Here is a 25,981-nt window from a genome sequence, read left to right on the forward strand (position 1 = left end):
CGTCTCCTCTTTTTCCCTGTTCATTATTTAGATTCTTCAAATTTCGGTTTATAAAATGAACGATTATCCAGCGCAAATATACGTTCCGTAAATTCTCCTGGCTTTGTTTTGTTTAATGCCCTCGTTAACATATTCATTTTCGCATCAATATTATCAATATAATGCAAAATTTCTGCCTCTTGAATCATCGGTTTTTTCGGGCTTCCCCACTCTTCCTTCCCATGATGAGAAAGAACGATATGTTGTAATACCATCACTTCTTCTCCTTCAATTCCTAATTCCTTTGCCGCTTGCCCGATTTCATCAACCATGATTGTAATATGACCTAGTAAATTTCCTTCTACCGTATATGTTGTTGATACGGGACCGGACAGTTCCTTCACTTTCCCTATATCATGCAATATAATTCCAGCATAAACTAAATCTTTATTTAATGATGGGTATAATTCGCAAATTGCCTTCCCTAATCTCAACATATGCACGATATGATCTAATAATCCAGAAACATAATCATGATGGTTTTTAGAGGCTGCGGGGAAAACAGTCAATTCTGATTGATATTTTTTCATTAGAAAACGGGTGATTCTAGAAATTTTGGGATTTTTGATTTCAAAGAAAAATTGGGTTAACTCTTCAAATAATTTTTCCTTTGGTGTTGCAGCAGAAGGAATTAAATCATTTATCTGTATCCCGTCTTCCGGTTTTGCTAGTCGAATTTGTTTTATGCGAAGTTGGTTTTTACCGCGATATTCATGGATTTCTCCACCGATTTTTACAATCACTTGCGGTTGGTACATTTTTTCATGCTCTTCATTCGTATCCCAAAGCTTTGCTTCGATATCGCCACTTTTATCTTGGAGAATGAGCGTCATGAAAGGCTTACCCACCGTTGTTACTCCCTTGGTTGCCTGTTTAATAAGCAAAAATTGATTCACTGCATCTCCTGGCTGAAGTTGAGTAATACCTGGCATATCCGACACTCCCTTTTCTTTCCCTTCATCGTTCAAATTTATCGTTCATTTTTCATTGTACCATTTGTTTAAACTTGATTCGATGTTAGAATTCATAAATTATAATTCTATAAACTTGCTTTATTTTTGTTGTATAATAAAATTGAATTTTCAAAAAAGGATGGGATGAAAATGGCAAATTTTTATTTCACGGCTTATGAAAAATCAGGGGAACTATTATTTAATGAAGTTTGGGAATTTGAAAATGAACAAGAAGCCATAATAGAAGGCCAAAAACGCATTGAAGAAAAAGGGGTTCAAGATAAAACGCATCGACTCGTAAACTCTTCAGGAAAAATCATTTTATTCCATGTATAAAAAAATTGGAGGTTGGCTTTTCACTATAAATAGCCAACCTCCAGTTAATTTTTCTTTTGCTAAACAAGTTTTATTGCCCTATAAATTGAGGGGCACGCTTTTCAACAAAGGCTTTAATGCCTTCCAAATGGTCTTTCGTATTCCTCATCTTTATTTGTGCTTCCAACTCTTTTGCCAGCACTTTATTTAATTCAGAAATGCGCTCAGTATGATAAATTTGTTTTGTCTCAAGCATCGCTAAAATAGGAGAAGATAAAATTTTCTCTGTATATTGTTGCACGTATTTTTGCGCTTCTCCATCCTTTACAACGGCATCCACTAATCCAAGCTTTAATGCTTCTTCCCCATTCATCACTTTGCCTTCCCAAATAATTTGCTTTGCCTTTGCTACTCCAACTCGTTCCTTCATAAAGAAATGCCCACCACCATCTGGGATGAGGCCAATTCCTATGAAATTCATAGCCAACTTGCTATTTTCTTCAGCAATGACATAATCTGATGCAATGGCAAGGCTGAATCCAAGACCTGCTGCAGCACCATGTACTTGAGCTATCGTAATCATCGGCAATTGATAGAAAGCAAGCATCATTCGGGAAATCGAATCCATGATATCATGAAACTCTTGCAATTGCTCTGATTGAAGCATCATTTTAATGTCTCCTCCAGCAGAGAATGCTCGCCCTTCCCCTTTAATAACTAATATTTGAATATCCTTTTCGCCTTGTAACTGTTCAAAGCAATCCGCCAGTTCTTTTAACATTACTTCATTCATTGCATTCATCGCTTGTGGACGCTTCAATGTGAGCACAGCAAGACGATCATTACGACTTAATTCAATTGTTTCGTATGCCATTTCTTCCACCCCTTAATTTTGATGTACAATTATTACTTCTACTTAGATGGAAAAAATTCCTTTCGAACATAGACAATCAAATTTTAGCAACAATAAATGTATATTCATCAATTAAAAAATCTTTATAAAAAAACAATAAAAACACGAATATTAATAACAAACAACAAATACAATGTTCGTTAATTAACGAAAAATTTAAGCGTTTTCATTAAAATTTTTTAATCATTTTAGGAAATTAGTTGACATTAATGAACAATCAGTTTATTATGGAAACACATTAATAAGAGTCAAAATATTATGACGGAGACATGCTCTTACGTTCAGATTCTCAGAGAGCTGATGGTTGGTGCAAATCAGTGTTTCTGGCGTTTGTAGTTCCACTCCTGAATAGAATGGCTGAACAAATAAGTAAGCCAATTCCGGTTAATGCACGTTACGCATCACTTGAGGTTGCCTTGAATTAGGCAACGAAAAAGGGTGGCACCGCGTGAAGTTGATATGACAGCTTTTCGCCCCTAATTTATAGGGGGTGGAAGGCTTTTTTTAATACCTAAAAAAATGGAAGGGGTCTTTTTATCGAGAAAGTCTAACAATTGTTGCAATTGTTCGATAGTTGGCTATTGTCTTTAATTCTTTATTAAAAAATATTAATGAAAAAGGAGTTTTTTAAATGGTTACAAAAGCAACTACAGCTACAGATGTAATTAAAGTGTTTATTGCGGATCCATTAAGTGAAGACGGTATTTTCCCATTGCGCGAAGAAAAAGATCTGAATTTAGAAATCATTGTGGATACTGGGAATTCACAAGAAGAACTCATTGAAAAAATTAAAGATGTTGACGCATTAATCGTGCGCAGTGCTACGAAAGTGACTCGTGAAGTAATTGAAGCTGCAAAAAATTTAAAATTAATTGGTCGTGCTGGTGTAGGAGTAGATAACATCGATCTACAAGCTGCAACTGAACACGGTATTATTGTAGTCAACGCACCAGATGGAAATACAAACTCTGCTGCTGAACATACCATTGCGATGATGACTTCTCTTGCTCGCCATATTCCACAAGCTTATTTATCTTTAAAAAATGGAAAATGGGATCGCAAAACTTACGTTGGGGTTGAATTGAAAAACAAAACGTTAGGTGTTATCGGTTTGGGGCGTATCGGTACAGAAGTGGCTTTCCGTGCAAAAGGACAACGTATGAATATTATGGCATATGATCCATTCTTAACTGAAGAAAGAGCGAAAGAACTTGGTGTAACAAAAGCAACTGTTGATGAAATTTGCCAACAAGCTGATTTTATCACTGTGCATACGCCACTATTACCTGAAACGAAAAATTTGATTAATAAAGAAAAATTCGCTCTTATGAAACCTGGCGTACGCATTATTAACTGTGCACGTGGTGGAATCATCAACGAAGATGATTTATATGATGCAATCGTGGAAGGAAAAGTAGCAGGCGCTGCTCTTGACGTATTCGTTGAAGAACCAGCTACAGATCATAAATTGCTAACTTTACCACAAGTGATTGCTACACCTCACTTAGGTGCATCTACAGTTGAAGCACAAGAATCTGTTGCGGTAGATGTTTCTAACGACATTATTAAATACTTTAAAACTGGTACTGTTACAAACCCTGTGAACATGCCATCAATTCCAAAAGAGCTGCTAGCTGAAGTTGAACCATTCTTTGAATTAGCAGAAAAACTAGGTGCTTTCTTATCACAAGTAACAATAGAACCATTAAAAGAAATTAATTTGTTCTACGCTGGTGAAATCGCAAATTACGATGTACGTCCATTGACTGCAAATACATTAAAAGGTTACTTAAAGAAAACTCACGGCGAAAATGTAAATGACGTAAATGCACGTTATTTAACAGAAAGAGTTGGCGTAAAAATTAACGAAAATAAAACAACAACAGCAAAAGGATTTACTAACCTTATTACTGTTGAAGTAATTACGGAAAATGAAACACATAGTGTTGCAGGTACACTTCTAAACGGTCTTGGAGCTCGTATCGTAAAAGTAGAAAACTTTGTTGTAGATGTTATTCCAGAAGGTCACTTATTATACATTAAAAATATCGATAAACCAGGAGCAATCGGCCGCGTTGCAACGAAACTTGCTGAGAAAGACGTCAACATTGCAACGATGCAAGTGGGACGTAAACAAGTTGGCGGTGCTGCTGTCATGATTCTTTCAATCGATAATGAAGTAACTCCTGAAGATTTAGTTTACGTAGAACAATTAGAAAATATCGATGAAGTAAAAGCAATTACTCTTTAAGCTGCCCGGCACGACTACTTGGTGAGATAGAACAGAATGGTGCTTTGTGTCCCTAAATATACAGGCAATGGAATTTTACCATTGCCTGTATTTTATTTTGCCCAAAAAACTTCCGATAGAAAATTGTTTCTCCTTTAAATTTCATTTTTCAGTTCATACTATGGATGAACGAAAGGACGTGATGACCATTTTAACGGAAAAACAAATTGCTAAGCTAAAAAAACAACTGATTGAACAAAAACATGCGTTGTTAAAAAATCAATCTGTAGATGACGAGTTTGTTGACCGTGGCAGCTTACGAGACGCTATTGATGAATTATCAACAGTCGACAATCATCCTGCAGACATAGCAACAGAACTTTTCGAAAGAGAAAAGGATCTATCTTTAAAAGTTCACAAAGAAGATGAATTAGCTAAAATTAACGCTGCTTTAGAGAAAATTGAAAACGGTACATATGGAATTTGTGAAGTATGTAAAAAAGAAATTCCATATGATCGATTAGCAGCTATTCCATATACCTCCTTCTGTATTGAACATGCAGATGCAAAAAACATCCCTACTGATCGACCAGTGGAAGAAGATTTACTCATTCCTCCTGTGGATAATTCCTTTGCTGAAAGAGAAGTTAAAGGGGCAATTCAAGATTTTGAAGATACATTCCAAGTGGTTGCAAAATACGGTACATCTGAAACGCCATCAGATTTTGAAGGGGATTTTGAAGATTTCAATGAGCTATATGACGACCCTGAAGAATACGCAAATAACGATGAACCTCAGTCCTTCCATGTATCGACAAAGGATGAAATACCTTTTCCAATGTCAAAACGAGAAATTGAAGAAGCAAGCAAATATGATTATTTAGAATAGAAAGAGGTTGGGACAAATCTAAAAAAACATCATTTTCTCCAAGGAGAAAATGATGTTTTTTTGATATGTTATTAAAATTGATTTCCGTTCCGGGGACGCTTTCCGCGGGCCCAGCTCGAGCCCAATGTCATCAACTTAACGTTACATTTAATGGAAAATAATATTTAATTTAACTTTTATAAAATTAGGTAATAAGCCTCTTGTAATTTTAAAAAGGCCACCAAAATCGTTTTAGAATCCAATTTTTGGTTAATAAAACGAGGATGGTGGTTTTTTTGAAAACAAAAAGTACTTTTTTAGGGGCAATTGAGATTACTCGAAAGTTGCTGAATGATGTGATGTTTATGCTTGAATCTCGGACAAAAGAAACGTATTTTACACGAAAAGAAAAGAAGTTAAATTTTAAAAATACTATTCTATTTAGCTTAAACTTTGTTAAAAAGAGCCTCCAAATTGAACTTGACGACTTTTTCGACAAATTTAATTTATCAGAAATTAGTATTTCCAAACAAGGCTATTCAGCCGCACGAAAAAAGATTTCTCCTCTCGCTTTTGTAAAACTTACAAAAGCGATTGTGAATTGGTATTATGAAGAAAATTCCTTTAAAACTTATCGTGGATTTAGACTTTGCGCAATCGATGGAAGTGTGCTCCAAATCCCTGATACTGAGGAGCTTCGAAATTATTTTGGGTATGGAAAAAATCATAAGACAAGTTATGCAAGAGCTAGTGCCTCTTGTATTTACGATCTTGAGAATGGAATCATTATTACTTCTAGAATCAATCCATATAAGGTAGCTGAGCGAGATAGTGCAAAGGATATGATTGAAGAACTCGTACAAATTGGATTAAAAAATGATCTTTTTTTATTTGATCGAGGGTATCCATCGAGAGATTTTATTGCCTATTTAGATGCCCTTGGTATCAAATATGTGATGCGATGTCAAAAAAATACGATAAAGGAAATTGTCGAAGCGAAAGATGCTGATCAAAACATTCATATAATACATAGGAAACAAGTGATTACTGCTCGTGTAGTTAGATTCCCACTGGATTCTGGCACGGAAGAAATACTTGTCACAAATTTAACCGAGGAAGAGTTTGATATCTCTGAGTTTAAATCTCTTTATTTTAAACGCTGGGGAATTGAAACAGAATATAATGATGTGAAAAATAAAATCGAAATAGAAAATTTCACGGGTAGTTCGAAAATCGCAATTGAACAAGATTTCTATGCATCAATATATTTATCGAATATGGTCAGTTTATTGAGAAATGATGCCAATGAAACAATTAATGAGGAGAGTAAGAAAAAAAGACGAAAACATGATTATCAAGTAAACACAAATATCTTAATAGGAAAATTAAAAGATAGGATGGTTCACTTATTATTAGAAGATTGTCCAATCAAAAGAGAGAGAATGTTTACAAAAATCATGAAAGTGATTATAAGAAATAAGACACCTATTCGGTTTGGGAGAAGCTACCCACGAAGGAATGGTCTGTCCTCAACAAAGTATCCCCTAAACCAAAAAAGGTGTCTATAAACAATACATAGGATAAATATATCCTATTTGTTTATTAAATGTAAATAAATTAGGGGCTTAAAAAAATAAAAATTTAAGCCCCGGGCATCCTATTGCCTTTTTTAGCCGATTTTAGAAAATTATCAACACTTTGTAGGTTGAATAGTATTTTTAAAAGTAGACAACCAGATGGTTGCCTACTAACTGTAAATTATTGGTTGTATAAGTTTCTGACATTGAGCTCGAGCCTCCTCTGAGTCATTCCTTCGCTCCTGCGGTGTCTCGAGAGGGCTCGTCGCAGGAAAGCTTTGAATTTACTTCCTTGAACTTGCTCCGCTTTGCGACTAAGCGTGCGCGACAGGAGCACTCGCCCCGTCACTTCAATCAATTTTTCGTTATATCAATTTTTTATCAAAACTCTTTCAACTGCCCCTTTAATTTTTTGATTATGTCCCAGCCTCTCATTTTATTATGAAAGCTTTTCAACTAATTGTAAAAATTCCGTTAATGATGAAACTTCGTAAGTTGGTTGGATATCAGGGTTTTGCAGATTATTTTCCCGATTGATCCAAACATTTCGCATGCCTACCCGAGATGAGCCTAAAATATCTGTATTCAAATTATCGCCTACCATAATCCCTTCATCCGCAGTAATGCCGGCCTTTTCCATCATATATTCAAATAGAGATGTATCAGGCTTTCCTTTTCCAAAGTCACCAGAAATAATCACATAGTCGAAATAAGGGCGGATTTCTGGTGTTAAAGTTAATTTTAAGTTTTGTAAACTTGGTGCACCGTTTGTTAATAGTACTAATTGGTACTTTCCTTTTAATGCATCAAGAACTTGATACGTATCATCATAAACAAAAGGGTGTTTTTTCCGTTCTTCAACAAAACGTTCTCCGAGCTCAGCGCCGAATGTTTCATCATCAATGCCTAACGCTTTTAAACCGTTTGTCCAAGCATCCTTTCGATAATTCGGCACAATGTTTTTCATTTTTTGGAATGAGTCAGTAGGATCATCAAAAGTTCCCCACAAACCTTCAAAAGGATTAATACCAATCAACACCGTATAATCATAAGTTTCATAGGATTCATAAAGCTTTCGTGCTTCTTTGCGTACCGCTTCTTCCAACTGTTCAGGTTCAATATCGTATTTCGTTGCCGCATATTGACATGTTTTTTCAAAAGCTGTTTTGATACTTTTTTTATCCCAAAGTAACGTGTCATCTAAATCGAATATGATCGTCGTAATTGCCATTTCCAACTTCTCCTATTTATGATTGTAGTAATTATTATTCTAGCATATATTGAAAATCTAGCTACATTGAAATTGGAATCCCTATTTCTATTTATACACTTTCCGCAATTTTGTTCATTTAGATTAAAAACACCTCCACAGTAATAGAAGGAGGTGTTATCGTTAACAAGTAACTCAACATTCATTTTTCAATTGCACTCGATATAAATCATTGAGCATTTCAATCTTTTTCTCAATCGCATTTTCAAAAGATAAAATATACTGATAAGGCTCTTTTGGGTTATGGTATTGTGTGATTTTACCAGTTTTGGGATTTACAAATTTAGTAGCTGCCCCACAACCGATACCTAATATCGTTTGTACCTCTTCCATAATGACGATATTATAGATGCTTTCCTCGCCCGGTTTAGAGTATCCAACATTTTCTAAATTACCTAAAATGTTTTTTTGGCGATATAAATAATACGGATTGTATCCATTTTCGCGAGTCCACTTTTGAGCCATTTCCATCATCCTCGACACCGTTGGACGATCAGCCACTTTATATTTATCTTTATTTTGCGTCATTTCGGAAGCACGTTTGAAAGATAACGTATGCACAGTAAGGGATTCTGGTTGCAGTTTTTCAGTTTCATTCAAAGAATGTTGAAACTCTTCAACTCCCTCATTTGGTAAACCGATGATTAAATCCATATTGATATTATTCATTCCTAAATTGCGAGCAAGTAAAAATTTATCGATTGTTTCTTGTACAGTATGATGACGGCCTATCGCTTTTAACGTTTCATCGGTATAACTTTGCGGATTGACTGAGATGCGATCAATACCCCACTTTTTCAACACTTCTATTTTTTCCGGTGTAATCGTATCAGGTCGACCTGCTTCTACAGTGATTTCACGAATAGATTCAGGATTTGGGAACGATTCAAACATCGTCTCATAAAGGGCATCCATTTCATCCGACTCGATTGCTGTTGGCGTACCGCCGCCCCAATATATCGAAGTCACTTTCATATCATTTTCCTTCAACCATTTTCCCATTTCTCTCATTTCGATATGCAATCCATCAAGGAAAGAAGCCACTCGTCCTGTTTTTCGATTCGGCGCGATTGCATAGGCTGGGAAAGTACAATAAGCGCATTTCGTCGGACAGAAAGGGACACCGATATAGATAGAAATTTCTTTCCCAATCTCATCTAAATCGGGAATTGTTGCTAATTGGCGCTCAACAATCGATTCCAATAATTGAATTTTTTCAGTGGATACACGAAAATCTGTTTGTAATACTTCTGCAATTTCATTGCGTGTAAGTCCTTGTTTTCTTAATTTATGATAAAGTTTTGTTGGTCGTACTCCCGTTAAAATCCCCCAATGTTGCTTTATTCCAGTATATTGCTCTAACACGTCCAACAGCACGTGAGATAATGCGCGCTTCATTCGAATATTTTGTTCTTTTTCTGTTCCATCCGTATCATATTTTTTTGAATAAGTGCTAATAAACGTTTTTCCATCCACCTCTAACTTACTAGCAGTGTAATACACGTTGTTTTCCATTTTATATTGAAAACGAACAGACAAATCCGGATCCTCAATGATTTCGTAAAGCTTACAATCTTCAAAAAATAGATTTGCTATATGTGTTAAAACATTAATCCAGTCTTGCTTGAAACTTTCGTGGATGATTATTTTTTTCATTCATACCTCTTCCTTTATAGAACTTGTTGCACTTTTACTTGTTTACGTGATTTTTTTATTTTTAGTTCCTGTTTATTTTAACAGCGAAAGGCTTTATTGACTATAAAATCATGCATGTTTTTTATGGAAATAAAAAAGACCACACATTCAGTGCGGTCCAATTACCGATCTTATAGTCCATCATAGAGGGATTGAATCGGTTTAATTAGCGAACGATTTGCTTCATCAATAAGACGGCTTAATTCCATTTCAGCTTCTAACATTGCCATAATTTTAGGATTTTGTTGAGCAAGTTGAGCAGTTTTTTGGAAGTAGAGATATTCTTCCTCTAGCAATTCTTCTCCTTGCATTTGCTTTTGTTGCAATTTTACCTGAACATCGCGGAATTGAGTGAAAATCGTTCTTGCTTGTTCATCATCACGAACAATGTCAACAGTATCTTTTAATTTTTGAAACGCTTCCGTTTGACTAATGGATGTCTCTAACTTTTGAATAAGTTCCATAAATTGATTCATTTATAATCCTACTCTCTATTAATTTAAAAATTGTACAATTAAACCTTGTACGATACCAATTAATCCTCCTAAGAAACCGCCTAATAGAGTAATCATCATTAACTCACGATTTGCAATTCCTATCACGATTTCTTCCAACTTTTCGATTGGGAAAGAGTCAACTTGCTCTCGAACAACTTCTTTAATGTCTAATTTTTTCAGTACATCTTCAAGTTTTGATTCAGCAAGTTCCAAAGCCTTATCGACAATTTTAGGCATCAAATCGTACTTTACCCAGTCGTTGCCATTTGGAAAGTAATAGTTTATGGATTTATTGAATCGTTCTTCAATAGCTAATTCTCTTTTGGCATAGGATTGGATATTTATTAGTATTGGTTCTAATTGTATCTCATTTAGGTAATTCATGATAGGCTGTTTTTTTATTTTTCCCCATTCATCATTCATAATATTCACTAATGAACTTTTTGTTTCAGATGAGCGAAGAAGTCGAACGAGCTCATGTTGAATTTTAGAGACGATGGATGAAGAATCGCTGAAAAACATTTGGAAAAGTCCACCGATTGTCCCTTTTGAAGAAAGAAAATCATCTAATAGATTTTTAATGGTGATTTCTCCTTTGGAAGATAAAATATAATCTTCCCCTCTTTGAATGATGGTTGTCACTAATTCTGGTACTTTTTGATTTATCGTTTTTGTAATATCTTCCGGCAACACTTCTTCAATCGATTTTGTCGATAAAGTATGTTTAAAAGATACAAATTGTTTTTCTATAAAATCATCCACTTGCCCTTCAATCTTTTCTGGCAACCCATTTATTCCTGCTAGTTCCAACCAATCTTTCAGTGTTTTATTATTTAAAAATATCAATTCTTCCGACTTTGATTGTGCAAACTGTAAAATTCCAAATCGAATTTCTTGAGAGAATAATTTATTTTTGATGACATCAGGTGTCAATAAATAATCTTGCACCGTCACCCCTATTTGTCTTGCCAATTCCCCGCGGCGTTTTGGAATTAGTCCTGGTGTAAAAGGAAGCTTCCATTTTCCTAAATAAAGCGCATTATATGGTCTAAAAATCATTTTAATCGCTAAAAAGTTTGTTGCACTACCAATGATTGCACCGATAATTGCCATAGATAGTATTAATAGTACTACATCCATTAATATCCTCTTTTCTAACACAATGATTTCACTAACAAAAGTTACTTTGCGAAATAAATAATAACATACCTTTTGTTATATACGATTATATTTCATTATTGTTTCATGAACATTGAAAGTTATTACGGACTATTTCTTTTTTTCGCGATTTATTTTTCCTCCCAATAATAGCTCTAACTTGCTTTAGGAAAATTATTCTTTCCCCCAAAAGATTTAAATTTATTTACAAAATCGCATACTATATATAACAAAACGACTCACAATCTTCTGAAAATTTCAGAGATGGATGATTTGTATTTTTTTCAAAAATCCGTTATGATTATCTTATTAAAAATTAATTTTATTGTAGGAGGTGTACTCCTCATTTCACCCCTCATTCGGGCGTGGAACGGGGAAAGTATTTGGACGGAGACATAGTGGGGCTGACCATTAAGTTAGCTGTTTTTGCCTTATTAATTTTGTTTTCAGCATTTTTTGTTGCCACAGAATTTGCGATAGTAAAAGTTCGGGTAACGCGTATTGATCAACTTTTAGAAGAAGGAAACAAAAAAGCAATTAAGGCTAAAAAGGTAATTGAGAACCTTGACGAGTATTTATCTGCTTGTCAATTAGGAATTACCATTACTTCATTAGGTCTAGGTTGGTTAGGTGAACCTACTGTACAGTTGTTATTAAGTCCATTATTTAAATGGATTGGTGTAACAGGACCTATCACTGAAGTTCTTTCATTTATTATTGCATTCAGTATTGTAACGTATATCCATGTTGTGGCAGGTGAATTGGCGCCTAAAACGTTAGCGATTACAAAAGCTGAATGGGTAACGCTTAATTTTTCAGGAGCGTTGTATACATTTTATAAAGTGATGTATCCTTTCATTCACCTTTTAAACATGTCTGCTCGTGGTTTGGCAAGAATTTTCGGTGTGAAATCATTTAACGAAACCGATACAGCCCATACGGAGGAAGAGCTTCGTATGATTATGGCTGATAGCTTTAAAAGCGGTGAAATCAAATATTCTGAATTTGAATATGTAAACAGTATATTTGAATTCTCAGACCGCACGGCCAAAGAAATCATGGTGCCACGAACAGAAATTACAACGATTGATAAGGAAGCAAAACTAAAAGATGTTTTTGAAGTAATGGGTGTGGAACAATATACTCGCTATCCGGTGATTGATGGCGATAAAGACCACGTAATTGGTTTAGTCAACTTAAAACATTTATTAACTGCATATATAAAAGATCCTAAAAATGCAGAAAAAACAATTACAGAATATATGCAACCAATTATTCGAGTAATTGAAACTGTTCCAATCAGCGATCTTTTATTAAAAATGCAACATGATCGTATACACATGGCAATTTTAATGGATGAATACGGGGGAACTTCCGGTTTAGTAACCATCGAAGATATCATTGAAGAAATCGTTGGTGATATTCAAGACGAATTCGACGATGACGAAATCCCTGAAGTTCAAGAAATTAGTGATGGCCATTATATTATAGATGCAAAAATGTTAATTGAAGATGTAAATGAAATGTTGAATATTCATATCGATGATGAAGATATCGATACAATCGGCGGCTGGTTCTGGACTCAACGCTACGACGCTGTTGAGGGTGACAGTTTTGTATATGATGGTTACGAATTCAAAATTAAAGAATTAGATGGTCACCATATTTTATACATTGAAGTCATCAAATTGCCAGAAGAACAAGAACTCGACTTGTACTCAGTTGCTGAATAACGTATTTCAAAAACGACTTTCTTTTCTAAGAAAGTCGTTTTGTCATGTTCGGAACTTTTGTAGGGAGGAAAAAAAGTGGAGCTTTATACAAATTTACGAGCAGGGGAAAAAGGTGCCTGGATATCTATAGGCGCATACATATTTCTTAGCGCAATGAAACTTATCATAGGACACATCGGCGATTCAGAAGCTTTAAAAGCAGATGGTCTTAATAATACTACAGATATTATTGCATCTATAGCAGTTTTAATTGGTCTGAAGATTTCGCAACGTCCTCCTGATGAAAATCATCAATACGGTCATTTGCGTGCCGAAACGGTTGCATCTTTAGTGGCTTCTTTTATTATGATGGTCGTTGGACTTGAAGTAATCTTTAGCTCAATTATGAACATATTTGACCCTGTTCGCAATTCGCCATCCACTTTAACCATTATTGTTGCATTAGGCAGTGCTGCTGTCATGTACATGGTATATCGATATAACTTAGCTCTTTCTAAAAAAATTAAAAGTTCTGCGTTAAAAGCGGCTGCCTATGATAATCGTTCCGATGCATTAGTTAGCGTTGGTACAGCCATCGGTATTTTTGCTTCGATTATCGGCTATTCAATTATAGATACCATTACTGCTTTAATCATCGGAGTGATTATTATTAGAACTGCATTGGAAATCTTTTGGGAATCAGTGCAAACATTGACAGATGCGTTTGATACCGAGGAAATCGAAACTTTATCCACATTAATAAAAAATGTAGATGGTGTTATTGAATTGGTGGATTTAAAAGGAAGAACACACGGAAATGCAACATTTATTGAAGTGACAGTGACAGTAAATCCATATTTAAACGTCTGGGAAAGCCATCGCATTACAGAAAATATCGAGTCAACGATTAAACGATTTGACATTAATTGTACAGCGCTTGTACATATTGAACCTCACGAGGCAGAAGAAGGTGCAGATTAAAAGAACAGAAGTACTAATTTAAAGGGAACAGTAGATCCATTTTGTCGAAATTCTACTGTTCCCTTTAATCATTTATTTTATAAATGCTTTCCTTCGCAAATGACATAACTCTAATTTAAATTTTCCCGCTTCCTTCTGTTAACCCATGTTTTACTGCATAAAGAGCTGCTTGTGTTCGATCTTGCACTTCCAATTTCGCAAATATATTCGAAATATGGGTTTTGACTGTCTTTTCTGTAACAAATAATGACGATGCAATTTCCTTGTTGCTTTTTCCTTTCGTCAATTCCGCCAGCACATCTTGTTCACGTGGAGTTAATGGGTTTTTCACATGCGGCAGATTTCCTTCCTCCCTTAATGATTCTTCCAATTGTGTTGTGGCTACCGGGTGCATAATGCTTTCTCCACGCATTACTTGTCGAATGGAATTGACTAAATCATCCGGTTCAATATCCTTTAACTGATAGCCAGCTGCCCCAGCTTCGATGGCGGGAAGAACATGGTCTTTATCTGAAAAGCTTGTCAATATAATAACTTGTACTTCTGGCCAACACGCTTTAATTTGTTTCGTCGCTTCAATGCCATCCATCTCCGGCATAACTAAGTCCATTAATACAATATCCGGGTTTAATTCTTCCACTAATCGAACTGCTTCCATCCCATTTTTCGCTTCCCCAACTACTTCAATATCTTTTTGGGTCTTCAAAAAGAATAATAAGCCTCTACGAACAACATGATGATCATCCGCAATTAAAACACGTATCATCCTGCTTCCCTCCTCAATAAGGTAATCGAACGAACAATTCGGTCCCTTTTCCAATCTCCGATACCCATTCAGCTGTGCCGCCAATTGCAGTTGCTCGATCTCGAATCGATTGCAATCCAATGGAAGGGATATTCATGTTTTGATCAATTTTAAAACCTCTACCCTCGTCTTTTATAACGAGTAAAATATCTGTTTGTGTCACCGTTAAATAAATCATTGCTTCCATCACGCCCGAATGTTTTCGGACATTATTTAAAGCTTCTTGAGTGATTCGGAATAATGTTTCTTCTACTCTTGAAGGAAATTGAATGACTCCTGATACATTAATCGTTAATTTGATCTTTAACATTTCTGCGTAAGCTTTTATTGCATCAATTAGTCCACTTTCCAATCCTTGAGGCCTTAATTGCCAAATAAGGGCCCTCATTTCTGTTAATGCGGACTGCGTCAAATTTTGAATTTCTTTAAAGGTTTCCTTGATTTCAATATTATCAGTCATCTCAATTCCAGCGCGAGCCGTTAACGTGACAGAAAATAACAACTGATTTACAGAATCATGCAGGTCGCGAGCCAACCGATTTCGCTCTCGAACCAATGCCATTTCTTGTTCTTGTTTCGTCAAATAAATACGTTTAATGGCAGAACCCATTTGGAAAGCTACAGATTCTAGCAATTCTAACTCTTCTTCTGTAAAAACGACCGTATTGGGAGTGGCGACATTTAATATCCCAAATCGTTCATTCCCTGATTGTAATGGCACCGTTGCATGATGAGTAATTCCTGCCGTATCGCCCACCTTTGCCTCGATGGCATTTTCAATTCTTTGACATTCAATAATATTTGATGCTTTTTTTAGCTCATTGCGTCGGAATCGAGAAACACACCAACAACCACCCTTTTTTAAATATTGGCAGTCATTGTAACATAACCCATCCGGCAAATTCTCATGGACTACAAGATCAATCTTTCCTTTTTCATTAATAAAGAAAATCCATCCTGTCGAAAAATTAGTTCCTGCTAAAAATTTTTTAAGTGCTCCTTTTAGCATTGGTATTAATTCTGTTTCTTCATTAAGCAGTTCCGCAATTTCTTTTAATAATGTAATATTGGAATGATCATTTACTACCATATAGCACCTCAACAAACACTTTGTAGTTTAATCATAACATTCACCTTTTTCCCTCGCATTCGTTCAACTCTAAGACTTTTGAATGAATTTCCAATTTCTCGAACTTTATCGTTCTATTCATATGAATTCATTTACTTCGAAGTCAAAACAATTTATAATCAAACTGCACAGATTAAATCTTTTAGGAGAGTAATAATGAGCAAAAAATTAGAGAATAGTTTGCTATTTGTATGGTTAGTCTCTTTGGTAGCAACACTAGGTTCTTTATATTTTTCCGAAGTTCGGGGTTATGAACCATGTGAACTTTGTTGGTATCAACGGATATTAATGTATCCAATTGTACTCATTTCCCTTGTGGCATATTTACAAAAAAATGCTCGGATTGCGGTAACAACAGCCGTATTTTCTTGCATTGGTGGAACGATTTCCCTATACCATTATGGAATTCAAAAATTGGACTTTTTATCGCAACATGCACCAGCTTGTGGACGAGTACCATGTACAGGCCAATATATTAACTGGTTTGGTTTCATTACGATTCCATTTTTAGCGTTAGTTGCATTTATCTTAATTGCAATTACTAGTTTTTATATGTTAAAGGTTTTGAAGGAGGACAAATAGTTGAAAAAGCTTGGAATTCTTGCAGCAATCGTTGTAATTTTATTTGCAGTGATTATTGTGTTAACAAATTTATCAAACAAAAGCAAGTTAGAAAACAATCCTTATGGCACAGACAATTTAAAACAATCTACAATTGATTTATTAGATGATGAAAATTATCAAAATATTATTTTGCCAGATGCTCTTAGAGAAAAAATTGCATTAGGTGAACCAGTTGTAGCTTATTTATTTAGTCCTGAATGTCCACATTGTAAAGAAATGACGCCTCGACTCATGCCAATTGCGAAAGAAATGAATGTTCATATCGATCAATTAAACATCTTAGAATATGAAAAAGGCTGGGACGAGTATAACGTTGAATATACACCAACGCTAATTTATTTCGAGGATGGAAAAGAAGTTCAGCGAATGGTAGGAGCACATCCTGATGAAAACATTCGCAAATTCTTTGAAGAAGTGGTATTAAAATAAGTAAAATGGAAATCGTGTTCTTTATATGGACACGATTTTTCTTTGGAGGAAAACGTATGCATTTTCACTATGAAATTTCGCAAGATGGATTAACGGTAGAAACTTTGTTGCGCGAAAAATGGAAACTAGGAAAAAAACTCGTTCATGAACTACGAATGGCGAAAGCTGTGAAAAATACAGATGGTGAAGCAGTTAAATGGAATGAACCATTATCAAAAGGAACAATGCTATTTTTTATTTTTAGCGTCCCGAAATCCAACTATTCCCCAACGAAACAATGTGAAATCGAAATAAAATACGAAGATGATCATATTTTAATTGTTTCAAAACCTAAAGGAATGAGTACACATCCGAACGACAGGGACGATCACAATACTTGCATGAATCACGTAATGGCTTATATGAAAGATAAAGGGTTACAATACGCAGAGCACGTTCATCGGCTAGACCAAGGAACAAAAGGTCTATTAATTGTTGCAAAACATCCCATTGCAAAATCAGTATTTGACCGAATGATTGAAGAAAAATCCATCGTTCGAACTTATGAAGCGGAAGTCCAAGGAATCATAAAAAAAGATCGTGGAACCATTAATGCACCAATCGGAAAAGATCGTCATCATCCTACACGACGAATCGTTTCAAAAACTGGTCAACATGCTGTCACTCACTTTAAGGTTGTGAAACGAAAAGAACATTCAACAGTTGTTCATTTACAATTAGAAACAGGCAGAACCCATCAAATCCGCGTCCACATGGCTCATATCGGCCATCCTATTGTAGGCGATGTAATGTACAATGCTCGTAAAACTTCGAAGGGCGATTATGAACTTCATGCCATTCAATTAGAATTTGAACATCCTTTTCTAGATAAACGTATCATTGTTAATGATAAAGCAAGTTCTTAATCTTTCCGCAGAATGAAAAATTTATAAGGCTGTTTAGAAAATGAATTTTTCTAACAGCCTTCTCTTATTTTAATCATACTATTGAATTAAAAGATTATTAAGGGAAAATAATAGTCAAACGAATGACTATAATAGCCATTCACAATAAGTTAATAGTCAAATTTATGAAGTTGATAGCTATTCGTTAAAGCTTCATAATTTTGCTATTATAGTCAAAGTTGGGCAGATAATAGTCAAATGCTGTTGATTTATAGTCAAACTCATTAATTTATTAGCCAATCCATCAAAAGTATTGTTGAAAAAATAGGATATTAGCCAAACTCAATTTAATATTAGTCAATCCAAAAAGAATAATAGTCAATCATATTAAAATAATAGCCATCCTAGATTCGCTTTTTATTTCCCTTAAAAATCAAAATGGAAATTATCAGGATTTTGTCCATATCGCTCATTTTTATTAATCATTTTTATTTCAAGCATATCTTCATTTGATAATTCAAAGTCGAAAATTTGCATATTTTCGGCAATGCGGCTTGGTGTTACTGATTTTGGAATTGTAATTGTATCATTTTGATAATGCCAACGTAAAACGATTTGTGCTGGAGTTTTTCCATACTTTTCAGCGAGTTTTACTAAAGTGTTATCATTTAATAGGCGACCTTTGCCAATTGGTGACCATGCAGTCACGGCAATCTCATGTTCGCGGCAAAATGCTCTTAATTCATCTTGTTGCAAATACGGATGGCACTCAACTTGATTTACCATTGGCTTCACATTTGCTTTTGCGAAGATTTTTTCTAAATGATGTTGATGGTGATTTGATACACCTGGTACTCGGATTAATTTTTCCTCATACAGACGCTCAATGGCACGATAAGTATCGATAAACTTATCTTCAACAGGCCAGTGAGTTAAATAAAGATCCACGTAATCTAGCCCCAATTTTTTCAATGAAGTTTCAAATGCTCGAAGCGTTTCGTCATAACCTTGATCATTGTTCCATACCTTAGTTGTTACAAAAATTTCCTCACGTGGGATGCCGCTAGCTCGTATCGCTTCTCCCACTTCTCTTTCATTGTTATATAGTGAAGCTGTATCAATTGCTCGATAGCCTAACTTTAACGCTGTAGCCATTGCATTTAAAGCTTCTTCATGATCTTCCATTTTATACACGCCTAATCCTAAGTAAGGCATCTCTAAACCATTGGCTAATGTTTTTGACGGTATTGCCATAAAATCACTCCCCTTACATTCATTAACCTCATTATAAACTGAAAAATATAAATAAAAAAATTATCTAATCCATCAATATTATAGGAATTAAAATTAATAGAAACTTCCTAATAAATTCATAGCATTATTTTCTCTTTAAAGTTAAAATATTCTATAATACGTCACATTTTTTAGTAATAATGTAGTATTCTTCTAAATATATTTATTGAAAGGGAAAAAAAACAAGGGGGATGATGTAAAGATGATGGACACACCTTTATTATTAACGAGTTTTTTAAAACGGGCTGAGCGCTACTTTCCTGAAAAGTTGATTATTTCGCGTACAAGCCCAGACACAATTCACCGCATTCCTTACAAAGACTATGTCAAACGCACAAGAAAACTTGCAAGCGCTCTCACAAAGCTTGGGATGAAACGCGGAACAAAAGTTGGTACTTTTGCTTGGAATCATCACCGGCATTTAGAAGCATATTTTGCAGTTCCTTGTGCCGGAGCCGTTTTGCACATGATTAACATTCGCCTTTCGCCAGAACATATCATTTATGTGATTAATCATGCGGAAGATGAAATTTTGTTAGTCGATGGAGATCTATTCCCACTACTTGAAAAAGCGATTCCTTACTTAAAAACGGTTAAACATATTGTTGTCATGCAAGATGATAAAACCGTTCCTGAATCCTCTTTCCCGAATGTCTATTCTTATGAACATCTTATAGAAGAAGCAGATGAATTTGAATTTCCGAATGATTTAGATGAAAACTCACCAGCAGGAATTTGTTACACTAGTGCAACTACTGGAATGCCAAAAGGTGTCGTTTACACTCATCGCGGATTAGTACTTCATAGTATGGCACTTGGTTTAGCAGACGGAATGGGAATTACCGAAAGAGACATTATCATGCCGGTTGTTCCAATGTTCCACGTGAATGCATGGGGAATGCCATTTGCTGGAGTAAATTATGGGTCAACGCAAGTATTACCAGGTCCTCACTTTTCACCTAGTTTACTACTTGATTTAATTGAACAAGAAAAAGTGACGTTAACAGCAGGTGTTCCAACTATTTGGCTTGGCGTACTTCAAGAACAGGAAAAAAATCCTCGCGATATTTCTTCCCTAAAAGCTATTGTATCGGGAGGTTCTGCTTCGCCAAAAGGGTTAATTCAAGCATTTGAAGATAAATACAATGTTCCGTACGTTATTGGATACGGTATGACCGAGACAACACCACTTGTTTCTCTTTCCAACTATACATCCGCAATGGAAGATTGGACGCGGGAAGAAAAATTAAATATCCGTGCAACACAAGGCCTTACTGTTCCACTTCTTGATACGGAAGTAGTAAATGACCAAGGAGAAGTTCCATGGGATGGAAAAACGATGGGCGAACTGCGGATTCGAGGTCCTTGGATTGCCCATGAATATTATAAAGATGAACGAACAAAAGAAGCATTCCGTGATGGGTGGTTGTATACTGGAGACATTGCAGTTGTCACACCAGAAGGTTATATCAAAATTACTGACCGTACAAAAGATTTAATCAAAAGCGGAGGCGAATGGATTTCATCTGTCGATTTGGAAAATGCCCTCATGACTCACGAAGCTGTATTAGAAGCAGCGGTCATCGCCATTCCTCATGAAAAATGGCAAGAGCGTCCACTTGCATGCGTTGTATTAAAAGAAGGAAAACAAGCTACAAAAGAAGAACTACTCGATTATTTAAAAGATCAATTTGCGAAATGGTGGATTCCGGATGACATTGTATTCTTAAAAGAGATTCCAAAAACATCCGTTGGTAAATTCTTAAAAGCCAAACTACGAGAAGAATTAAAGAATTATAAAGTGAATGCATAATAAACTAAGGGGCGAATCTTTGTAAATTTGCCCCTTCTATTTAATTTTTTCTTTTCAATCTTTCATCTTTATTTGAATGATCTACAACATCTGATTGAATTGGATCTGGAATTCGATGGTCATCTTCTAACTGCTCCCCATCCCGCAATCGTTCCATTTGTTTCCCAAGCCAAATACAATCTTCTAGATTATTCGTCATATGCCCGCTAACTGGCATTTCATTTTTGTTTTCCACAGAAGTAACCTCCCAATTGTTTATATGAGTTATTGTGAACAAATCCTTCAAAAAAATGATATAGTAAAGTAAATTTATTTAAGCTATACTAAATTAGAGATAACATTTACTTAGGAGGTATACTTCCATGGGTACTGTTTTACTACTAGTAGTATGTGCTTCATTTCTCACAGCTATTTTAACTGCTGGACGTGAAGGAGATTACACTGAAGAATAATCTCTTATCATTCGAAATACGAAAAAAGGCAATCCTATTTTAGGGTTGCCTTTTTGTTTTATGTCTTGACTTTTTATACTTAACAAAATAAACTTAGTTACATAAAGTAAGTTGATTGATTAATATCACTTTAAGGAGACTTTGTATGGCGACACATTTTCATAAAAAACCAAACACATATGTTTCTCACGTTCAAATAAAGGTATCAAATCTAGATCGCTCTTTAGAATATTACAAAAATGTTATTGGCTTTGACGTGTTGGAGCAAACCGAAAAAGCAGCTGCTTTTACAACAGATGGAAAAACAAGCATTCTTTCCATTGAGCAAGTAGACAATGCACTTCCTTTACAGAGAGGTCAAACTGGTCTTTATCATTTTGCGATATTGCTCCCTACTAGAAAGGATTTAGGAAATTTCCTTCAACATATTTCTCAACTAAATGTTCAAATTGGTGCAGGTGACCATCATGTGAGCGAAGCCATTTATTTATACGATCCGGACGGAAATGGCATTGAAGTGTATGCAGACCGTCCAGAAGCACAGTGGTTTTGGAATGAAAATACCGTTTATATGACAACAGAACCCGTTAATTTCCGTTCCCTTCTTGATTTAGCGGATGGTCATTGGAATGGATTACCTAAAGGAACAGTGATGGGGCATATTCATTTATCTGTATCTGATCTTTTAAAATCAGAAGAATTTTATACAAAAGCTTTAGGTTTTGAAGTTGTTACAAGATATGGAAGCCAGGCGTTATTCATTTCCACTGGAAAATACCATCATCACATTGGATTAAACACTTGGGAGAGCTTAGGAGGTTCTCCTTCTAGTGAAAAAAGTGTTGGTTTAAAATCCTATACATTAGTGCTGGATAACGAGGAACAAGCAGAAAAAATTAAAGGTAATTTAAAAGAAATGGGGTATGTTGTTGAACGATTTGAAGGAGCTTCAAAATATGGAGGCCATCAAGAGTTTTCTACCATTGATCCTTCAGGAATCCGCATTGTTTTTACATTGGATGGCGAATAAATATTAAAAGGTGTCTTGAAAGTCGAAAACTTCCAGACACCTCCTTTCTAGTTGAAGCAAGTTTCCCCTATCCTCGTCGCAAACTGGCCGTCTTTTGGACATTTGTAAAAGCTCCCTATTTGTATAGATGATTTAATAGGGAGCATTTCATTTTTTCAGACCATCCCTTTGCAATTTATTTTAGCCCAGGGAAATTTTGTTGGCGTAATGCTTCGTAAATGATGATGGCTGCCGAGTTCGATAAATTCAAAGAACGCACTTTATCTGTTTGAGGAATTCTTAGCACTTTATCGCGACGTTCGTATGCAAAATCTTTCGGCAAACCAGACGTTTCTCTCCCGAACATGAAATAAATGTCTTTTTCCCTATCGCTAAAATCATGAGTTGTATAAGGCTCATCGCTATACGTTTCGATTAAATATAATTCCCCATCCTTTGCATATTCGAGAAAATCTTCTAAAGAGTCATGGTACAGGATATTGACATGTTCCCAATAATCTAATCCTGCACGTTTCAACATTTTATCGTCAGTAGAAAACCCTAGAGGATGAATTAAATGCAAAGTTGTATTCGTAGCAGCACAAGTACGTGCAATGTTTCCTGTATTAGCTGGAATTTCGGGTTGATATAATACGATATGTAATGGCAAAACTAGACACTTCCTTCTTTTATACATCTTTTATTTGGAATAAGGGCTAGCCTCTTTCCACTAGTTCCAGCCCTTTTTTTATTTCACGCAGCACTTCTTCATCTTTTTCTTGATGATATGCTTCAAGCAATGCATCTTTTGCCTTCTCTCCACCAATTTTCCCGAGAGCCCATGCACTAGTACCCCGAATGACAGGACGTTCATCCTTTTTCAATAATTCAATTAACTCTGGCACGGCTGATTGTTCTTTAAAATGAGCCAGTGCAAGGATTGCATTTCGCTGAATGGGTTTTTTCCCTCGCCATGAACCCGCCATTGTACCGAATTTGTTTTTAAATTCTTTATTCGAAAGTTTCAACAGTGGAACGAGGAGCGGCTTTGCCAGTTCAGGATCTGGCAAAAATTCATCATGAATCCAATTCGTCTTCCCCTTATTTTTTGGACAAACCGTTTGACATGTATCACAGCCATATACTCGGTTTCCAATTTTTGTTCGAAATTCATCCGGTACAACATCTTTCGTCTGTGTTATAAAGGCAATACAGCGTTTTGCATTTAATTGACCAGGTTCTACTAATGCACCAGTCGGGCAAACATCTAGGCATAACCTGCAATCGCCGCATTCATTTTCAATCGGAGAATCTGGTGGAAATGGAATATTTGTAATCATTTCTCCTAAATAGACATATGAACCGAATTCAGGGGTAATAATCGAGCAGTTTTTCCCGCTCCAACCAATCCCCGCTCGTTCTGCAACAGCACGGTCTACAAGCTCACCCGTATCGACCATCGACTTAACCGAGACATTGGGAACTCTTTCTCGTAGCCATTGTTCCATCAATTCTAGTCGTTGTTTTACTGCCACATGATAATCCAATCCCCAAGATGCTCTTGCAAAAATCCCTCTCCGTTCACCTTTTTTACCAGTTGGGGGATTTTTCATTTTAGATGGATAAGCTAAAGCAATCGCAATAATGCTTTCTCCTTCAGGCAATAGCTTCTTTGGCTCTGTTCGCTTCTCGATATCCTCTTCTTCAAAGCCGGATTGATAATTCAATTCCTGTTGCCTTTTCAAACGATTTTTCATTTCTTGAAAGGGAGACGCTGTGGTAAATCCGATTTTATCTACCCCGATGGACTTCGCATATTCAATTAAATCCATTTTCAATTGTTCTACATTCATATTCTAATCGCGATGAAAAAGTCGCAATTGCACCTCCCCTCGTTCACATCATTCAAAGTCTATTGAGAATCAATCTACTTTCCTTTTCATTTATGGTACAATAGGTTTACAAATAATTGGCAGGTGAATGTTAATGAACCTTTCAATCAATAAAGAACTATTTTCTCAAGTCCCGCAACTAAAAATCGGCATTATTCATTATAACAAAATTGTTGTATCACAATCGCCTCAAATGTTGAAAGGACGAATGCAATTATTTCAAGAAAATTTATTTTTTGAACTGCAAGAATCTCCTGTAACAGAACGTCCAGGTATTAAAGAATGGAGAACCGTTTGGAAAGCGTTAGGTGCTGATCCGAACCGTTACCGTCATTCTGCTGAAAGTTTAATGCGGAGAATTGCGAAACAAAACTATTTATCTCCTGTTCATTTAGCGGTGGATTTAAATAATTTCTTTTCGCTAGAACATGAAATTCCTATTGGTATTTACGATGTCGATCATATTGTAGGGGACGTTGAAATTAACTTAGGAAATAGTGAAACCGGCTATGATGGATTAAATGGCCGATATAACAAATTAACAAATATTTTATATAGCAAAGATGAAAAAGGGGCTTTTGGAAGTCCATTTGTCGATTCAGTCAGAACAAGCGTTACGGAAGAGACTACGGAAGCATTGCAAATTTTTTATTTACGTCCATCTTTAGAAGAAGACTATTGCAACAAACTCCTTTCATCTTGCGGTAAAATGTTTACACAAGTTGCAGGGGGAGAATTTACGACCGCATTATTATCCGCCGATAATCCGAGCGTAACGATTGAGGTGAAAAAATGAAAACTATTCCACTGGCAGAAGGAATCAAATTAAAAAGCATTTTAACGAAAAAAGTTCAAGAATTAGTGTATGAGTTTCAAAAAAATGCTCATGTCGTCGTTGAAAAAGGTGAAACACCAAAACAAACGGGCCGTTCTTTAAAAGAAATTGAAGCAGAGCTGGCACAAGTGAGAAAAGATATCCGCACATTAGACAAACTGATTTATCGGGCGAATATTGAAAATACAATCGAATTTAAAGGGGAAGTTATGCCCATTGTTGAAGCTATCGAACTTGCTACTCAATTGCGGGCAGAGGTTTCCTTATACAAAAATTTAGGCAACTCTGAAAAGGAAAAAATCTACACTTCGACTGGTGAAGGAGTTGTTCTATACGAAGTTGCCATGTACGATCCACGCGAATATCGTGAGCGGGCAAACCAGCTCGAAAAAGAAGCGCACCGCCTATCTAATTTAATTAATGCCAAAAACTATGAAGTTCATATTGAATTTGATGATTCCAATTATTTCTAAAACAAAATCATTTCCTCGGGGCGGTGAGAGTCCTCCCCGAGGTATAACGGCTGTCAAACTTGATATAGTGCATAAATGGCAAACCAATAACCATTAACCTGTTACTATATAACCTGTAACTAATGACCAACTAAC

At 35.6% G+C, this 25,981-nt stretch carries 25 protein-coding genes and 1 other annotated feature; of the genes, 13 read left to right on the forward strand and 12 right to left on the reverse strand.

Going from position 1 to position 25,981, the window contains the following annotated elements:
• Positions 1 to 23: 23 nt before the first annotated feature.
• Entirely contained in the window at positions 24 to 971 is a 948-nt protein-coding gene (gene yhaM / locus NST98_RS08335; protein ID WP_096551957.1) for a 3'-5' exoribonuclease YhaM, read from the reverse strand.
• Between the two features lie 171 nt (positions 972 to 1,142).
• Between yhaM and NST98_RS08340 the strand changes: the two genes are divergently transcribed.
• Positions 1,143 to 1,328, forward strand: a complete 186-nt coding sequence (locus NST98_RS08340) for a YhzD family protein (RefSeq protein WP_016838154.1) — start codon at positions 1,143 to 1,145, stop codon at positions 1,326 to 1,328.
• Positions 1,329 to 1,398: 70 nt separating this feature from the next.
• On the opposite strand, the gene NST98_RS08345 is transcribed toward NST98_RS08340, so the two are convergent.
• Positions 1,399 to 2,181 (reverse strand): enoyl-CoA hydratase, encoded by a 783-nt coding sequence (locus NST98_RS08345; RefSeq protein WP_340714892.1) that lies wholly within the window; start codon positions 2,179 to 2,181, stop codon positions 1,399 to 1,401.
• 288 nt (positions 2,182 to 2,469) lie between these two features.
• Positions 2,470 to 2,701 (forward strand) — a binding site (T-box leader).
• Positions 2,702 to 2,851: 150 nt separating this feature from the next.
• Here NST98_RS08345 and serA point away from each other — a divergent pair.
• The 3 genes from serA to NST98_RS08360 all read left to right on the forward strand — a co-directional run bounded on the left by serA (position 2,852) and on the right by NST98_RS08360 (position 6,886).
• Positions 2,852 to 4,471 (forward strand): phosphoglycerate dehydrogenase, encoded by a 1,620-nt coding sequence (gene serA, locus NST98_RS08350; protein ID WP_340714893.1) that lies wholly within the window; start codon positions 2,852 to 2,854, stop codon positions 4,469 to 4,471.
• A 181-nt stretch (positions 4,472 to 4,652) separates the two neighbouring features.
• On the forward strand, positions 4,653 to 5,339 hold the full coding sequence (locus tag NST98_RS08355; RefSeq protein WP_340714894.1) for a TraR/DksA C4-type zinc finger protein: 687 nt from the start codon (positions 4,653 to 4,655) through the stop codon (positions 5,337 to 5,339).
• Between the two features lie 266 nt (positions 5,340 to 5,605).
• Positions 5,606 to 6,886: an IS4 family transposase gene (locus NST98_RS08360; RefSeq protein ID WP_340715701.1), complete on the forward strand. Its 1,281-nt coding sequence runs from the start codon at positions 5,606 to 5,608 to the stop codon at positions 6,884 to 6,886.
• Positions 6,887 to 7,334: 448 nt separating this feature from the next.
• Here NST98_RS08360 and NST98_RS08365 read toward each other — a convergent pair whose 3' ends face one another.
• The 4 genes from NST98_RS08365 to NST98_RS08380 all read right to left on the reverse strand — a co-directional run bounded on the left by NST98_RS08365 (position 7,335) and on the right by NST98_RS08380 (position 11,497).
• Positions 7,335 to 8,126, reverse strand: a complete 792-nt coding sequence (locus tag NST98_RS08365; protein WP_340714895.1) for an HAD family hydrolase — start codon at positions 8,124 to 8,126, stop codon at positions 7,335 to 7,337.
• A 174-nt stretch (positions 8,127 to 8,300) separates the two neighbouring features.
• Positions 8,301 to 9,821: a coproporphyrinogen III oxidase gene (locus NST98_RS08370; RefSeq protein WP_016838159.1), complete on the reverse strand. Its 1,521-nt coding sequence runs from the start codon at positions 9,819 to 9,821 to the stop codon at positions 8,301 to 8,303.
• Positions 9,822 to 9,991: 170 nt separating this feature from the next.
• Positions 9,992 to 10,336 carry a YlbF family regulator gene (locus NST98_RS08375; protein WP_016838160.1) on the reverse strand — a complete coding sequence of 115 codons (345 nt, stop codon included), beginning with the start codon at positions 10,334 to 10,336 and terminating at the stop codon, positions 9,992 to 9,994.
• An 18-nt stretch (positions 10,337 to 10,354) separates the two neighbouring features.
• On the reverse strand, positions 10,355 to 11,497 hold the full coding sequence (locus NST98_RS08380) for a DUF445 family protein (protein ID WP_168412584.1): 1,143 nt from the start codon (positions 11,495 to 11,497) through the stop codon (positions 10,355 to 10,357).
• 416 nt (positions 11,498 to 11,913) lie between these two features.
• On the opposite strand from NST98_RS08380, the gene NST98_RS08385 reads away from it, so the two are divergent.
• A complete protein-coding gene (locus NST98_RS08385; protein ID WP_172597925.1) occupies positions 11,914 to 13,248 on the forward strand; it encodes a hemolysin family protein in 1,335 nt (444 codons plus the stop codon).
• 75 nt (positions 13,249 to 13,323) lie between these two features.
• Complete coding sequence (locus NST98_RS08390; protein ID WP_340714896.1) at positions 13,324 to 14,208, forward strand: cation diffusion facilitator family transporter; 885 nt, start codon at positions 13,324 to 13,326, stop codon at positions 14,206 to 14,208.
• Positions 14,209 to 14,323: 115 nt separating this feature from the next.
• Here the strand turns inward: NST98_RS08390 and NST98_RS08395 are convergent, their stop codons facing one another.
• On the reverse strand, positions 14,324 to 14,974 hold the full coding sequence (locus NST98_RS08395) for a response regulator (protein WP_016838168.1): 651 nt from the start codon (positions 14,972 to 14,974) through the stop codon (positions 14,324 to 14,326).
• Positions 14,975 to 14,987: 13 nt separating this feature from the next.
• Positions 14,988 to 16,103: a GAF domain-containing sensor histidine kinase gene (locus NST98_RS08400; RefSeq protein WP_340714897.1), complete on the reverse strand. Its 1,116-nt coding sequence runs from the start codon at positions 16,101 to 16,103 to the stop codon at positions 14,988 to 14,990.
• Between the two features lie 195 nt (positions 16,104 to 16,298).
• On the opposite strand from NST98_RS08400, the gene NST98_RS08405 reads away from it, so the two are divergent.
• The 3 genes from NST98_RS08405 to NST98_RS08415 are packed head-to-tail and all read left to right on the forward strand — an operon-like array spanning position 16,299 to position 18,100.
• Positions 16,299 to 16,724: a disulfide formation protein C gene (locus tag NST98_RS08405; RefSeq protein ID WP_016838171.1), complete on the forward strand. Its 426-nt coding sequence runs from the start codon at positions 16,299 to 16,301 to the stop codon at positions 16,722 to 16,724.
• Positions 16,725 to 17,195 (forward strand): thioredoxin family protein, encoded by a 471-nt coding sequence (locus tag NST98_RS08410; RefSeq protein ID WP_340714898.1) that lies wholly within the window; start codon positions 16,725 to 16,727, stop codon positions 17,193 to 17,195.
• Positions 17,196 to 17,251: 56 nt separating this feature from the next.
• Positions 17,252 to 18,100 (forward strand): RluA family pseudouridine synthase, encoded by an 849-nt coding sequence (locus NST98_RS08415; protein ID WP_340714899.1) that lies wholly within the window; start codon positions 17,252 to 17,254, stop codon positions 18,098 to 18,100.
• Positions 18,101 to 18,505: 405 nt separating this feature from the next.
• Here NST98_RS08415 and NST98_RS08420 read toward each other — a convergent pair whose 3' ends face one another.
• Positions 18,506 to 19,333 (reverse strand): aldo/keto reductase, encoded by an 828-nt coding sequence (locus NST98_RS08420; protein WP_016838174.1) that lies wholly within the window; start codon positions 19,331 to 19,333, stop codon positions 18,506 to 18,508.
• 241 nt (positions 19,334 to 19,574) lie between these two features.
• Here NST98_RS08420 and NST98_RS08425 point away from each other — a divergent pair, with 241 nt between their 5' ends.
• On the forward strand, positions 19,575 to 21,185 hold the full coding sequence (locus NST98_RS08425; protein ID WP_340714900.1) for a long-chain fatty acid--CoA ligase: 1,611 nt from the start codon (positions 19,575 to 19,577) through the stop codon (positions 21,183 to 21,185).
• Positions 21,186 to 21,225: 40 nt separating this feature from the next.
• Here the strand turns inward: NST98_RS08425 and NST98_RS08430 are convergent, their stop codons facing one another.
• A complete protein-coding gene (locus NST98_RS08430) occupies positions 21,226 to 21,420 on the reverse strand; it encodes a multidrug ABC transporter ATPase (protein ID WP_340714901.1) in 195 nt (64 codons plus the stop codon).
• Between the two features lie 362 nt (positions 21,421 to 21,782).
• On the opposite strand from NST98_RS08430, the gene NST98_RS08435 reads away from it, so the two are divergent.
• The gene (locus tag NST98_RS08435; RefSeq protein WP_340714902.1) at positions 21,783 to 22,667 is read left to right on the forward strand and encodes a VOC family protein; all 885 of its coding nucleotides are present in this window, start codon (positions 21,783 to 21,785) and stop codon (positions 22,665 to 22,667) included.
• 175 nt (positions 22,668 to 22,842) lie between these two features.
• Here the strand turns inward: NST98_RS08435 and trmL are convergent, their stop codons facing one another.
• Positions 22,843 to 23,343: a tRNA (uridine(34)/cytosine(34)/5-carboxymethylaminomethyluridine(34)-2'-O)-methyltransferase TrmL gene (trmL, locus tag NST98_RS08440; RefSeq protein ID WP_445684035.1), complete on the reverse strand. Its 501-nt coding sequence runs from the start codon at positions 23,341 to 23,343 to the stop codon at positions 22,843 to 22,845.
• Positions 23,344 to 23,362: 19 nt separating this feature from the next.
• On the reverse strand, positions 23,363 to 24,499 hold the full coding sequence (gene queG / locus NST98_RS08445; protein ID WP_340714903.1) for a tRNA epoxyqueuosine(34) reductase QueG: 1,137 nt from the start codon (positions 24,497 to 24,499) through the stop codon (positions 23,363 to 23,365).
• A 133-nt stretch (positions 24,500 to 24,632) separates the two neighbouring features.
• Here queG and NST98_RS08450 point away from each other — a divergent pair, with 133 nt between their 5' ends.
• A complete protein-coding gene (locus NST98_RS08450; RefSeq protein ID WP_340714904.1) occupies positions 24,633 to 25,334 on the forward strand; it encodes a B3/B4 domain-containing protein in 702 nt (233 codons plus the stop codon).
• Entirely contained in the window at positions 25,331 to 25,846 is a 516-nt protein-coding gene (locus NST98_RS08455; protein ID WP_340714905.1) for a DIP1984 family protein, read from the forward strand. The genes NST98_RS08450 and NST98_RS08455 overlap by 4 nt, the downstream gene beginning before the upstream one ends.
• Positions 25,847 to 25,981: the final 135 nt, after the last annotated feature.

It is taken from the genome of Ureibacillus sp. FSL W8-0352 (assembly GCF_038004345.1).
Lineage (GTDB): Bacteria > Bacillota > Bacilli > Bacillales_A > Planococcaceae > Ureibacillus > Ureibacillus thermosphaericus.

Bases quoted from the DNA above. Each gene is read 5' to 3' on its own strand.
- NST98_RS08435 (WP_340714902.1), top strand. From the start codon at position 21,783: ATGGCGACACATTTTCATAAAAAACCAAACACATATGTTTCTCACGTT.
- NST98_RS08415 (WP_340714899.1), top strand. From the start codon at position 17,252: ATGCATTTTCACTATGAAATTTCGCAAGATGGATTAACGGTAGAAACT.
- queG (WP_340714903.1), bottom strand. From the start codon at position 24,499: ATGAATGTAGAACAATTGAAAATGGATTTAATTGAATATGCGAAGTCC.
- NST98_RS08395 (WP_016838168.1), bottom strand. From the start codon at position 14,974: ATGATACGTGTTTTAATTGCGGATGATCATCATGTTGTTCGTAGAGGC.
- NST98_RS08340 (WP_016838154.1), top strand. From the start codon at position 1,143: ATGGCAAATTTTTATTTCACGGCTTATGAAAAATCAGGGGAACTATTA.
- serA (WP_340714893.1), top strand. From the start codon at position 2,852: ATGGTTACAAAAGCAACTACAGCTACAGATGTAATTAAAGTGTTTATT.
- NST98_RS08425 (WP_340714900.1), top strand. From the start codon at position 19,575: ATGATGGACACACCTTTATTATTAACGAGTTTTTTAAAACGGGCTGAG.
- NST98_RS08370 (WP_016838159.1), bottom strand. From the start codon at position 9,821: ATGAAAAAAATAATCATCCACGAAAGTTTCAAGCAAGACTGGATTAAT.
- NST98_RS08405 (WP_016838171.1), top strand. From the start codon at position 16,299: ATGAGCAAAAAATTAGAGAATAGTTTGCTATTTGTATGGTTAGTCTCT.
- NST98_RS08380 (WP_168412584.1), bottom strand. From the start codon at position 11,497: ATGGATGTAGTACTATTAATACTATCTATGGCAATTATCGGTGCAATC.
- trmL (WP_445684035.1), bottom strand. From the start codon at position 23,343: ATGTATAAAAGAAGGAAGTGTCTAGTTTTGCCATTACATATCGTATTA.
- NST98_RS08400 (WP_340714897.1), bottom strand. From the start codon at position 16,103: ATGGTAGTAAATGATCATTCCAATATTACATTATTAAAAGAAATTGCG.
- NST98_RS08375 (WP_016838160.1), bottom strand. From the start codon at position 10,336: ATGAATCAATTTATGGAACTTATTCAAAAGTTAGAGACATCCATTAGT.
- NST98_RS08365 (WP_340714895.1), bottom strand. From the start codon at position 8,126: ATGGCAATTACGACGATCATATTCGATTTAGATGACACGTTACTTTGG.
- yhaM (WP_096551957.1), bottom strand. From the start codon at position 971: ATGCCAGGTATTACTCAACTTCAGCCAGGAGATGCAGTGAATCAATTT.
- NST98_RS08355 (WP_340714894.1), top strand. From the start codon at position 4,653: ATGACCATTTTAACGGAAAAACAAATTGCTAAGCTAAAAAAACAACTG.
- NST98_RS08455 (WP_340714905.1), top strand. From the start codon at position 25,331: ATGAAAACTATTCCACTGGCAGAAGGAATCAAATTAAAAAGCATTTTA.
- NST98_RS08345 (WP_340714892.1), bottom strand. From the start codon at position 2,181: ATGGCATACGAAACAATTGAATTAAGTCGTAATGATCGTCTTGCTGTG.
- NST98_RS08420 (WP_016838174.1), bottom strand. From the start codon at position 19,333: ATGGCAATACCGTCAAAAACATTAGCCAATGGTTTAGAGATGCCTTAC.
- NST98_RS08450 (WP_340714904.1), top strand. From the start codon at position 24,633: ATGAACCTTTCAATCAATAAAGAACTATTTTCTCAAGTCCCGCAACTA.